Annotated in this window: 10 protein-coding genes and 1 tRNA gene; 8 read left to right on the top strand and 3 right to left on the bottom strand. The window is 45.5% G+C overall.

The genetic code is table 11. From position 1 onward, the window contains the following. Window positions 1-45: 45 nt before the first annotated feature. The 5 genes from lepB (at window position 46) to KGMB01110_RS14770 (ending at window position 3833) form a co-directional block, all read left to right on the top strand. Window positions 46-561, top strand: a complete 516-nt coding sequence (gene lepB / locus KGMB01110_RS14790) for a signal peptidase I (RefSeq protein ID WP_117602592.1) — start codon at window positions 46-48, stop codon at window positions 559-561. Next, the gene (locus tag KGMB01110_RS14785) at window positions 554-1309 is read left to right on the top strand and encodes a ribonuclease HII (RefSeq protein ID WP_117888375.1); all 756 of its coding nucleotides are present in this window, start codon (window positions 554-556) and stop codon (window positions 1307-1309) included. Before lepB ends, KGMB01110_RS14785 begins: the two co-directional genes overlap by 8 nt. 37 nt (window positions 1310-1346) lie before the next feature. Continuing rightward, a complete protein-coding gene (locus tag KGMB01110_RS14780; protein WP_119299357.1) occupies window positions 1347-1697 on the top strand; it encodes a YraN family protein in 351 nt (116 codons plus the stop codon). Between the two features lie 143 nt (window positions 1698-1840). Further along, complete coding sequence (gene pgeF, locus KGMB01110_RS14775) at window positions 1841-2701, top strand: peptidoglycan editing factor PgeF (protein ID WP_119299355.1); 861 nt, start codon at window positions 1841-1843, stop codon at window positions 2699-2701. Window positions 2702-2846: 145 nt separating this feature from the next. Further along, complete coding sequence (locus KGMB01110_RS14770; protein ID WP_243112880.1) at window positions 2847-3833, top strand: mechanosensitive ion channel family protein; 987 nt, start codon at window positions 2847-2849, stop codon at window positions 3831-3833. A gap of 98 nt (window positions 3834-3931) precedes the next feature. On the opposite strand, the gene KGMB01110_RS14765 is transcribed toward KGMB01110_RS14770, so the two are convergent. Further along, a tRNA-Thr gene (locus KGMB01110_RS14765) sits at window positions 3932-4004 on the bottom strand. A 201-nt stretch (window positions 4005-4205) separates the two neighbouring features. Between KGMB01110_RS14765 and KGMB01110_RS14760 the strand changes: the two genes are divergently transcribed. Genes KGMB01110_RS14760 through brnQ form a run of 3 tightly spaced genes read left to right on the top strand, consistent with a single transcriptional unit; the run spans window position 4206 to window position 9986 of the window. Next, on the top strand, window positions 4206-5366 hold the full coding sequence (locus KGMB01110_RS14760) for an exonuclease SbcCD subunit D (protein ID WP_117888372.1): 1161 nt from the start codon (window positions 4206-4208) through the stop codon (window positions 5364-5366). Beyond that, window positions 5363-8614, top strand: a complete 3252-nt coding sequence (locus KGMB01110_RS14755; RefSeq protein ID WP_119299353.1) for an SbcC/MukB-like Walker B domain-containing protein — start codon at window positions 5363-5365, stop codon at window positions 8612-8614. Before KGMB01110_RS14760 ends, KGMB01110_RS14755 begins: the two co-directional genes overlap by 4 nt. Window positions 8615-8627: 13 nt before the next feature. Further along, complete coding sequence (gene brnQ, locus KGMB01110_RS14750; RefSeq protein ID WP_119299351.1) at window positions 8628-9986, top strand: branched-chain amino acid transport system II carrier protein; 1359 nt, start codon at window positions 8628-8630, stop codon at window positions 9984-9986. A 30-nt stretch (window positions 9987-10016) separates the two neighbouring features. On the opposite strand, the gene KGMB01110_RS14745 is transcribed toward brnQ, so the two are convergent. Next, window positions 10017-10808, bottom strand: coding sequence for an ABC transporter permease (locus KGMB01110_RS14745; RefSeq protein WP_119299349.1), 792 nt, complete (start codon window positions 10806-10808; stop codon window positions 10017-10019). Beyond that, window positions 10805-11548, bottom strand: a complete 744-nt coding sequence (locus KGMB01110_RS14740) for an ABC transporter ATP-binding protein (RefSeq protein ID WP_119299347.1) — start codon at window positions 11546-11548, stop codon at window positions 10805-10807. Before KGMB01110_RS14740 ends, KGMB01110_RS14745 begins: the two co-directional genes overlap by 4 nt. Between the last annotated feature and the right edge of the window lie 106 nt (window positions 11549-11654).

The raw sequence follows: 11654 nt of genomic DNA, 5'->3' as shown, positions 1-11654 counted from the left end.
GGAAAATCTGTGAGAAATAGCGAGGACAGAAGTATAGTAAGAGAAATGTTGGGCTGGCTGATATATATCCTGATCATTATCGGCCTGACCTATCTGATCATCACATTTGTAGGCCAGAGAACCCGCGTCAGCGGATCTTCGATGGAGACGACCCTGTCAGACGGGGACAATTTGATCGTGGATAAGATTTCCTATCGATTCAGAGATCCAAAGAGATACGATATTATCGTGTTCCCTTATGCCTATGAAAAGAATACATATTTTATCAAGAGAATTATCGGATTGCCTGGAGAGACGGTACAGGTAAAAGATGGATACGTCTATATCAATGGCGAACAACTGGATGAACATTACGGAAATGAATTGATGGATGATCCGGGAATTGCCGAAGAACCGATCCAGCTTGGCGAGAATGAATATTTTGTGTTGGGAGACAACAGAAACCACAGTCAGGACAGCCGTGCGGTGACGGTCGGTGTCCTGAACAGAAAGGATCTGATCGGAAGAGCCTGGATCAGGATTTGGCCCTTCAGCGAATTTGGAGTGATTAAACATGAGTAGTATCAAAGAAATCGAGACAGAGTTTAAAGCCTGTGAACGATCAGAACGCCAGGGGTTATATCAGGCATATGCCGGGGATATGAGAAGCGGTGTGCAGAAGCTGATCAAAAAATATCAGGCAGATGATCTGAAATATCAGCAGGAACTTGATCGGCTCGAACAGATGAAAGTCTATGAAAAAAAATACGGGCAGTATCTGGCAATCTGTGGAATTGACGAAGTCGGCCGTGGGCCTCTTGCAGGACCGGTGACAGCAGGAGCCGTGATCCTTCCGAAAGATGTGCAGATTTTATATCTGAATGATTCCAAAAAGCTTTCACCGAAGAAACGGGAAGAACTGGCGAAAGAAATCCGCGAAAAGGCAATTGCGGTAGGACTCGGAATGGTTTCTCCGGAACGAATTGATCAGATCAATATCCTTCAGGCTACCTATGAGGCGATGCGGATGGCGATTTCTAATCTGGAAGTAAGACCGGATCTTCTGTTAAATGATGCTGTGACGATTCCGGAAGTGGTGGTTCCGCAGGTGCCGATCATCAAGGGGGATGCGAAAAGTGTTTCGATTGCAGCCGCAAGTATTGTGGCGAAGGTAGAACGAGATCATCTGATGGAAGAATATGACAAGATCTTTCCGGGGTATGATTTTGCAGGTAACAAAGGCTATGGTTCCGTAGCCCATATTGCGGCATTAAAAGAACTGGGACCGACCCCGATACACAGAAGGACTTTTATTAAGAATTTCCTGTGACACAGATTTATGAATGAAAAAAGAAGTTTGAGGGAAGATGCAGAATAAACGACAGACAGGGGCAAGATATGAAAAACTGGCCGGTGCATTTCTGGAAGAAAACGGGTGTCAGATCCTGGAATATAATTATTATTTCAGAGGTGGAGAGATTGATCTGATTCTGAAAGACGGAGAGTATCTGGTCTTCTGTGAAGTGAAATACCGCAAAGACGAAAGCAAGGGATCGCCGCTGGAAGCAGTGGATCTCAGAAAGCAGCGTTCCATGATCAAGGGAGCCAGACTTTATCTGGTAAAGGCAGGACTCTTTGATGTTCCGTGCAGATTTGATGTGATTGGGATCTGCGGGGAAAAGGTGGAGTGGATCCAGAATGCATTTGAAGCTTTCTGAAGGATAAAGTGAGTCTGCGGATGAGTGTACAATGGACAGAACAGGATAGAAAAAAATAGCCGCAGAATAAGGCGGAGCCAAAATCGTCAGAAGAAAAATGTAAGAAGAGAATAAAACCGAAAGAGAGCGGTGCGAAGAAGGATATGAATACAGAAAGTTTAGGCCTGGAATATAAGACAACAGAATCGGTGTTTGAGGAAGTAACAGGAGAAGTACCTTATCTAAAAGTGCGGATTCTGGAAGAAACCGGTCTTGTCAGGAGCGGATTTTCCACCAGGTTAGGAGGCGTAAGCCAGGGGGAGTACGCATCCATGAACCTGAGTTTCACCAGAGGAGATGATCCGGAGTGTGTGAAGGAGAATTTCCGGCAGATCGGAGAGGCGATGGGAATTCCGTGTGAGAAAATGGTATATTCCAGACAGACCCATACGACGAATGTTCGGATGGTGACAGAAGCAGACGCGGGATATGGGGTGACAAGAGAGCGCCCATATACGGATGTGGATGGTCTGGTGACGAATGTGCCGGGAATTTGCTTGGTGACCTCCTATGCAGACTGTGTACCGCTGTATTTTCTGGATCCGAAGAAAAAAGTAATCGGACTGTCTCATTCCGGCTGGAGAGGAACCGTTGGGAAGATGGGGCAGGTGACTGTTCGACGCATGCAGGAAGAATATGGTTGTGATCCGGCAGATATTCTGGCAGCGGTAGGACCGTCGATTTGTCAGGATTGCTATGAAGTCAGTGAAGATGTGATCGAGCAATTTCGGCAGAATTTTACGGACACAATCTGGGATAAATTATTTTACAGGAAATCAAACGGAAAATACCAGTTGAACCTCTGGGAGGCAAACCGTCAGGTCTTTTTAGAGGCAGGGATTCGTCCGGAGCATATGACGGTAACTAACGTGTGTACAAGATGCAACTCGAAGATCCTGTACTCACACCGGGTCATGGGAGAACGACGTGGAAACCTCTGTGCGTTTCTCCAACTGAAACCGTGAAACAGGGGGATTTTAAGGATAAAACTCTGACGCAGAAAATCGGGGAGACTCTTACAGGTGTTTGGAATAAAAGAAGGTTTTAGACAGAAATAAATGCAGAATGGCTTGAACAGAAAGCCAAAAGTAAAACAGGAGAGATGGTTATATGACAGGACTATGGTTTAATCTCATGTCAAACATAAAGCTTACAGAAAAAATAAGTTTTGCGGCAACTGCCGTGAAATCCTCTGCGGTATCGACCAGTGATACGACAGATGCTGCGACGGAAGCAGCAGCGCAGACAATTGCAGATGCAACGGATGAGGTGACCAGTGCCTGGAATCTGTTTCAGCAGAATATCCCTGCACTGATCTCTTTTGGAATCAGGGTTGTGTTATGCATTGTGGTATTCATTATCGGACGATTTGTGATCAAATGGATCCGAAAAGTCGTCAGACATTCCATGGAGCGGGCGAATGCAGATAAAGGTGTGATGCAGTTTATTGACTCATTGCTTAAATTTCTGTTGTATGCATTACTGATCTTTTCGATTGCAGTAAAACTGGGTGTGGAATCCACTTCGGTGGCGGCTCTTCTGGCATCCGGTGGTGTGGCAGTAGGTCTGGCATTGCAGGGAACCTTATCCAACTTTGCGGGCGGTGTATTGATCCTGCTGTTGAAACCATTCGTAGTAGGCGATTATATTATCGAGGATTCCGGAAAAAATGAGGGAACGGTAAAGGAAATTCAGATTTTCTATACCAAACTTTCTACGGTGGATAATAAAATCATTGTAATTCCAAATGGTACACTGGCTAACAGTACGCTGACCAATACCACGGAGGCATCCATGCGGCAACTGGATCTGCGAGTCGGTATTTCTTATCAGGCGGATCTGAAGAAGGCAAAAGAGATCCTGAGAAAACTGATCGAAGAAAGCAAGTTGATTGAAGAGCAGAAAGAACACAGAGTCTTTGTCAGTGATCTGGCGGACAGCGCTGTGATCCTCGGAATCCGTGCCTGGGTGAAAACGGAAGATTACTGGAATGCAAGATGGCAATTTCTGGAGGATATTAAGTATCAGTTTGACGAGAACGGAATTGAGATTCCGTATAATCAGTTGACGGTTCATGTAGAGAGGGAAGAAAATTAGAATAATCGGATGTTCCTGTATGCATTCCTTTTGCAGAAGAAATTAAGAAGTAAACCTAAAATGAAAAAGGCCTGTACAAGATGTACAAGCCTTTTTTAAGCTGAAAATCGGACTCGAACCGACGACCCCTTCATTACGAGTGAAGTGCTCTACCAACTGAGCTATTTCAGCACGATTTGAAATTCAAACCTAAATTAGTATATCTTATTTACGCAGAAAATTCAACTGTTTTTTCTAAAAAAGAAGATTTAAAAGTACGACGAAAATCATTTGAAATCGAATCGTGAAAAATGAAACAGCATGGAGAAAATTGCTGATTGAGACAAAGGCAAACTGATAGTATAATTGTTTTATATCAGAGGAGGAAAACACTTGAAGATATTTCATTTATCGGATCTTCATATAGGAATCCGGTTGTTTAACCGGGATCTGAAAGAAGATCAGACTTATATATTTCATCAGATTATATCCTGTGCAAAACAGGAAAAACCGGATGCCATCGTGATCGCCGGAGATATCTATGACAAAGCGGTGCCCTCGGCAGAAGCTGTGGAACTGTTTGACTGGTTTATTACCGGTTTAAAACAAGCGGTACCGGAGGCGGTCTGCATGATGATCAGCGGGAATCACGACAGCGCACCGAGAGTGAATACATTTCGGAAGATTTTGTCCGGTCAGAATCTTTATATGATCGGAAATCCACCGATGAAAGAAGGGGAGCAGATCGAGAAAGTACTTTGCCACGATGAATACGGAGACGTAGTGTTCTATCTGTTGCCTTTTGTGAAACCATCGATGATCAAACAGATTGTAGGAACGGACAAAGAAGGAAATAATCTGACTTATGACGAGAGTTTACGCCGGTTGATCGCCAGGGAGAAGATCGATGAGAACCGGAGAAATGTGCTGGTCAGCCATCAGTTTTATCTGCCGTCAGGTACCATAGCAGATCAGATAGAGCGAATGGATTCGGAAATCTGTACGGTGGGCAACATTGATCAGGTCAAAACAGATCTGTTGGATCCTTTTGATTATGTTGCGCTGGGGCATATTCATAAGCCAATGAATGTGGGAAAAGACACCATTTGTTACTGTGGAACGCCACTGGCTTATTCGGTCAGTGAAGCCGGGCAGGAAAAGAGTATTGTAATGGTGGAGCTGAAAGAAAAAGGAGAACCGCCACAGATTCAGCGTCTGCCGTTAAAGCCGCTTCGGCAGGTGAAGATCTTAAAAGGAACGCTGGAACAGGTGCTGTCACAGGAGTGTGCAGACTATGTGACGGTTGTTCTGGAAGATAAAGTGGATCTGGATGTGGTCGATATGAAAGAACGGCTGCTTCATGCCTTCCCGAATCTTCTGGAGATCAGACGGGAGATACAGAGGATGGCGAAGTATCAGGAGAACGGGCAGAAAAGAGAAGCCTTAAAATTAAATCCCTATCAGATGTGTGAGGCATTTCTGGGAGAGTTAAATGCATCGGAGGAAGCAATTCTGAAAGAGGTTGTGAATCAGACAGGGGAGGTGGACGCATGAAACCGGTGAGACTTACCATGCAGGCTTTCGGTTCTTATGGAAAAAAGACTGTCATTGATTTTACGGTACCGAATCAAAATCTGTTTCTGATTACGGGTGACACGGGAGCAGGAAAGACGACGATCTTTGACGCAATGGTTTTTGCAATTTACGGACAGGCAAGTTCTGTGATGAACAGAAAAGAGGGCACAGAACTTCAAAGTCAGTATGCAGATCCGCAAGCAGAGCCTTTTGTAGAATTTGTGTTTCTGGAAAAAGAAGGGGAGCGTGAGGCCGAATACACCGTTCGCAGGATCCCAAAGCACATCCGTCCCAAACAGCGCGGAAAGGGCATGGTGGATGTATCGGCGTCGCTGACCCTCTGGATGCCGGACGGGACAGAATATCCGCAGAAAGAAGCACAGAAAAAAATAGAAGAGATCGTGGGGCTTACCAGGGAGCAGTTCATGCAGATCGCGATGATCGCACAGGGAGAATTTATGGAACTGCTGCGGGCAAAATCCGAAGATAAGAAACCGATTTTCAGAAAACTGTTTCATACAGACCGGTATCAACAGATTGTAGAGGACCTGGGAGAGCGGAAACGGGAGAAGGAAAAAAATCTTGGGATTCTGAAAACATTCTGTCAGGCGGAGATCGGTCATCTTGTATTACCTGCGTTGGAAGATCCTCAAAAAACGTTGAAGAACCAAGGAGCTGAGGTGTCGGAGACACAGGGCAATCTACAGGAAGCGGAAAAAGAACAGCGTGAAAATCTGCAACGATTGCGGGAACTAAAGGAGAAAATCCTGAAATCCGATCAGCTTTCCATCGTGGACCTGGAAGAATTGATGGAGCGGCTGGAAGGGATGAACGGCTGGCTGTCAGACAAAAAGAAAGAGGCAGAGCTTGCATGGAAAATGGCTGAGGAAGAAAGAAATCGCGCGGAAACTGCCTGGGTACAGGGAGAGGAGACCGAAAAAAGATTCGTTCAGTATGAACAGGTGAAAACAGAAAAAGAAAGACAGAATCAAAGGCTGAAAGAAGATGCAGAAAAGGAAGAAAAAGGTGCTGAGATCCTTGCGGCCTGGGAGATAAAAAATGCCTGGGAACAGTATGAAGAAGTATTAAAGCGTAAAGAAACGATTGAAAAAAGTATGGAAAAGCTGCAACGACTGCTGCCGGGATTAAAAGAGAATCTGGAGCTGGCAGAGCGGCAGCTGACGGAAAGCAAGACCCGATGGCAGAGTGAGGCAAATACATTTGCCAAAACAGAGGAACAGGTACATCAAGCATTGAAGATTCTGGAAGAACTTTCGGAGAATCGAACGAAAGAGAAGAACTGTCAGACACAGAACAAAGAACTGGAAGAAAAGGAAGCGCTTCTTTTAAAGCAACAGGAAGAACAGAAGAAAGAAACGGAACAATGGAAAGAAGTTCAGGAAGCGACAGCACAGGCAGAAGTTCTGGCAGAACAATGGAAGTTAAAACGGGAAATCTATGAGAACCGGAAGAAAGATGCAATGCTGCTTGAAACACTGGAAATAGAATGTCTTCAGGGAAAAGAGAAACTTGAGGAGCAGCGAAAGTGTTATGAAAAAGCAAGAGAGCAGTATCTGATAAAGAATCAGCAGTTTCTGGAAATTCAGAGCCGTTTTTTTGATGCGCAGGCAGGGATTCTGGCAAAGGAAAAACTGATTCCCGGAAGTCCGTGTCCGGTCTGTGGTTCCCTGACACATCCATCTCCCTGTATCCTGGAGCCGGAAGAGGAAGAGCTGACCAGAGAACAGGTGAAACAGTATCAGGATCAGGTTCAAGAAGCACAGAAGAAGATGGCAAAGGAGTCTGAAAAAGCGGCGAAGCTGGAGAGTCATCAGCAGGCAAAAGAAGCAGAGCGATTGCTAAAACAGGAGGAACTGAGAAATCAGGGCGTTTTTTATACAGCGGGAAAAGGCAAAGAATGGTTGAAAGAAGAGGCACAGAAGCTGAACGAGGAAAGGAAAAATATCCGGGAACAGCTTCAGTCTGCACGACAGGCAAAACAAAAGTTAAAGGAACTGGAAGAAGAAAAAGAGCGACAGGAGACAGAACAGAAAACTCTGGCAGAAGAACGGGTGCGTTTAAAAACGGAGTATGAGAAAGTCAGGGAGCGAATCGAAGAACTGGAAAAAGAAAACATTTTCGAGTACAGAGAATCGGCTCTAAAACATCTGAATCTTCAGAAGAGAAAAACAGAGACGGCCAGGGAACAGTATGAGAAACAGGAGAAGACAGAAAAACAGCTTCGATCGGAGAAAGAAGAAAAGGAAACCCTTCTGAAAGAATTTGAAAATCGTCTGCCACTGGAAAAGGAAAGATCGACAGAACTTCAGAAGCGGTATGAAGAGATGCTGACCGCTTCCGGAAAGTCGGAAAAAACCTGGAAAAATCTGACGGAAATGTATACAAGAATACAAGGAACAGAGTATCAGAAAGAGGCGAGGGAAGCGGCGAAAACGGCGTCTGCTCTGGAAGCGGCATTAAAAACGGCAAAGGAAAGTCTGGAAGGAAAAAAACGCCCGGACAGGGATGCATTACTGGAACAAAAAGAAATCCAGACGAAAAAAGCGCAGCTGTCCGGGGAAGATTTTCAGACACTCCGCCGGATGTACGAGACAGATCAAACGGTCTATCATACACTGAATCCCAAATTGGCGGAAAGACAGGAACTGTTAAAGGAATTACAGGCGGTCAGCCATCTGTACCTGACGCTTGCGGGAAAGGTTTCCGGGGCGAGAATGGATATCGAGACCTACGTGCAGCGATATTACCTGGAACAGATCTTATACAGTGCCAATGAGAAATTCTATCAGATGTCGGCGGGACAGTATGAACTGAGACTCTGTGATCTGGAAAAAGCCGGTATTGGAAAAAATAGAGGACTGGATCTGATGGTTTATTCAAATGTAACCGGAAAAGAGCGGGAGATCAGAACCCTGTCAGGCGGAGAATCTTTTATGGCTGCGTTATCCCTGGCGCTTGGAATGGCAGATCAGATACAGGAGAGCTCGGCGGCCATCAATCTGGATATTCTGTTTATCGACGAAGGATTCGGTTCTCTGGATGAACATTCCAGGAATCAGGCGGTAAAAGTATTGCAGCAACTGGCAGGAGGTTCCAAGCTGATTGGAATCATTTCTCATGTATCAGAACTGAAGCAGGAGATTGAAGACCAACTGATCGTGGAAAAGACAGAAAGCGGAAGCAATGTCCGGTGGCAGATTAGTTAAGGAGCAAAACAGTATGAAAAAGAATTTAACAAAACAGGAGTTACTGAGTGTATCCAGTATGTTGTTTGGACTGTTTTTCGGAGCGGGGAATCTGATTTTCCCGATTTCCATGGGGCAGATGGCAGGGAAACACCTATGGCTGGCCACAGCAGGTTTTCTGATTACGGGAGTAGGTTTGCCACTTCTGGTAGTGGCGGCATTGGGCCTCAGCAGAAAAGATGGTCTTTTAGAACTGGGATGTAATGTGGGAAGACGCTATGGCGTGTTTTTTACGATGCTCTGTTATCTGACGATCGGTCCCTTTTTTGCTATTCCAAGATGTGCGACGGTATCCTATACTGTGGGAATGGAACAATATGTGAACGGAAATCATGAGACGTTGTTTCAGGGGATTTTTTCTCTGTTGTTTTTCCTGTGTGTGTTGTATTTTTCCTTAAAACCGGGAGAAATTCTGACCTGGATCGGAAAAATCTTAAATCCCTTATTTTTGTTGTTGCTGGCGTTGCTTTTGATCCGTTGTATGTTTTCGCCGATGGGAAAGATTACGGAGGTGATACCCATTGGAGGTTATGCAAGTCAGCCTTTTTTTCAGGGATTTCTGGAAGGATATAATACGATGGATGCCATTGCCGGGCTTGCTTTTGGAATCATTGTGGTCAATGTAATTCGCAGCCTGGATGTGAAATCTGCCGGAGATGTGGCGAAAAATACGGTAAAAGCAGGCATGTTCAGTTCTGCGCTGATGGGAATCATTTATGTCTGTGTGGCGATGGCAGGGGCGACTAGCAGAGGAATTCTGCCTCTCGCAGAAAATGGCGGGATCGGATTTTTACAGATTGCACATCATTATTATGGAAAGACAGGAGGTCTGATTCTGGCAGGAATGGTAACCGTGGCATGCTTAAAGACGGCAATCGGGCTGATCACAAGCTGTGGAGAAACATTTGTAAAGCTTTTTCCAAATGGACCGTCCTATCGAACCTGGGCGATTCTTTTTTGTGTCGGATCTTTTCTGATCGCCAATTTGGGATTGAATGCGATCATCACCTATTCCCTGCCAGTTCTGATGTTTTTGTATCCACTGGCGATTACACTGTCGTTGCTGGCGATTTTTGGCAAATGGTTTGGAAATGCAAAAGTGGTGTATCAGTGGACTACCGCTTTTACATTGGTGGCAGCAGGTCTTGACTTTGTAACGGCACTGCCGGAAGCCCTGAAAGAGGCGGTCAGTATCCTGAAAATGCTGGAGAATGTGAGAGGATATCTGCCTATGGCAGAGTATGGATTCGGTTGGGTAATACCGGCACTGCTCGGACTTAGTGTGGGGTGTATCAGCACCAGAATCAGGAAGCCTGGAAACAAATCCAGATAGATGCCGGTATAGGAGCAGATTTATTTTTTGTTATCGGCTTACACGTTGCTCCAGTAGCCTGATCAGGCTGTACAACAGAGCAGACATCAGGCAGAGCAGGCACAGACTGGTAAGGAGCCATTCCATTTTGAAAGTCTGGCTGGCATAGATGATCAGATAGCCAAGGCCCTGTCTTGCAGCCAGAAATTCTCCGATGATCACCCCCACGAGACAAAGTCCGATATTGACTTTCATGGCATTGATGACGGAGCCTACGTTGGAGGGGATGACGACTTTGGTCAGCACTTGAAGTTTTGTGCCGCCCAGGGTATAGATCAGGAAGATCTTTTCCGGATCTGTGGAGAGAAATGCGGTGTACAGATTTAAGATGCATCCGAAGATGGCCACCGACATTCCGGCGACGATGATGGTGGTTTTGGTGGCACCCAGCCATACGATCAGAAGCGGGGCAAGGGCGGACTTCGGGAGACTGTTCAGCACCACAAGGTAGGGATCCAGAATTTCAGAACATTTCTGACTGGACCAGAGCAGAATCGCCAGGAGAATTCCGAAAAATGTAACCAGAAGAAAGCTGATCATGGTTTCCTGAAAAGTAATTCGGATGTGAGGGAAAATAAAACGGTCTTTTGTCATAGTTAAAAAACACTGAAAGATTCTGGAAGGACTGCTGAAAATAAAAGAATCGATCCAGCCATTTCCGGAAGAGATTTCCCAGAGTCCAAGAAAGAGCAGGAGCAGAAAGAAACGGAAAAACTGAACGATCATGCGGTGTTTTTTCAGGTGGCGCAGATATGCTTGTTGCTCAGTAGAAATTTGGGTCATGACTGATTTAACTCCTTCCATAGAAGATTGAAATATTGTTTGAATTCCGGGGCGTTTCTGCGGTGCAGAGGTGTATCCTCGTCAAGCTCAAACTGAATCGGCACGATGTTCGAGATCGTGGCAGGCCTGGAACTTAGGGTGATGACACGGTCAGCAAGGGAAATGGCTTCCGACAAATCATGGGTAACCAGAATAGCGGTCTTTTTCGAGTGGCGGAGAATCTGGCCGATATCGTTGCTGACATTTAAGCGGGTCTGATAGTCCAGTGCGGAAAATGGTTCATCCAACAACAGGAGGTCCGGTTTTAGGACTAGCGTGCGGATCAGGGCGGCTCTTTGCCGCATCCCACCGGAAAGTTCGGAAGGATAAGAGTCAGCAAAAGGCAGCAGGCCGTATTCTTTAAGCAGGGAGCGTGCGTAAACTTTTGTTTCGGCGTTCAGTCGTTTTTGAATTTCCAGTCCAAGGGTTACATTTTTCCAGATACTGCGCCACTCAAAGAGATGATCCCGTTGCAGCATGTAGCCGATTGTGAGGTTAGATGCAAGACGTTCTCCTTTTTCCGGTTTCAGAAGTCCGGATAAAATGGAGAGAAGCGTGGATTTTCCGCAGCCGGAGGGACCGACGATGGCCAGAAATTCCTCGGGATATACAGAAAAATCTATATCAGATAAAGCCAGTGTTTCGCCGCCAGGTGTATGATAGGAAAAAGAAACATGAGACAGATGGATCAGTGGTTCCATACATTTCCTCCTTTTTTGGAATGGTTCTAGTTTATAGTATTCCTAAAAAAATGGAGTGTGTGGAAAGAAACTGAAGTATGCAGGCTATATTTTACGCGAAACAACG

The sequence above is a fragment of the Mediterraneibacter butyricigenes genome (assembly GCF_003574295.1).
Classification (GTDB): Bacteria; Bacillota; Clostridia; order Lachnospirales; family Lachnospiraceae; genus Mediterraneibacter_A; species Mediterraneibacter_A butyricigenes.
Note: the sequence above shows the minus strand (reverse complement) of the source record. Positions and strands in the feature narration are given on the sequence as shown.

Bases quoted from the DNA above. Each gene is read 5' to 3' on its own strand.
- KGMB01110_RS14770 (WP_243112880.1), top strand. From the start codon at position 2,847: ATGACAGGACTATGGTTTAATCTCATGTCAAACATAAAGCTTACAGAA.
- KGMB01110_RS14785 (WP_117888375.1), top strand. From the start codon at position 554: ATGAGTAGTATCAAAGAAATCGAGACAGAGTTTAAAGCCTGTGAACGA.
- brnQ (WP_119299351.1), top strand. From the start codon at position 8,628: ATGAAAAAGAATTTAACAAAACAGGAGTTACTGAGTGTATCCAGTATG.
- lepB (WP_117602592.1), top strand. From the start codon at position 46: ATGTTGGGCTGGCTGATATATATCCTGATCATTATCGGCCTGACCTAT.
- KGMB01110_RS14745 (WP_119299349.1), bottom strand. From the start codon at position 10,808: ATGACCCAAATTTCTACTGAGCAACAAGCATATCTGCGCCACCTGAAA.
- KGMB01110_RS14780 (WP_119299357.1), top strand. From the start codon at position 1,347: ATGCAGAATAAACGACAGACAGGGGCAAGATATGAAAAACTGGCCGGT.
- pgeF (WP_119299355.1), top strand. From the start codon at position 1,841: ATGAATACAGAAAGTTTAGGCCTGGAATATAAGACAACAGAATCGGTG.
- KGMB01110_RS14755 (WP_119299353.1), top strand. From the start codon at position 5,363: ATGAAACCGGTGAGACTTACCATGCAGGCTTTCGGTTCTTATGGAAAA.
- KGMB01110_RS14740 (WP_119299347.1), bottom strand. From the start codon at position 11,548: ATGGAACCACTGATCCATCTGTCTCATGTTTCTTTTTCCTATCATACA.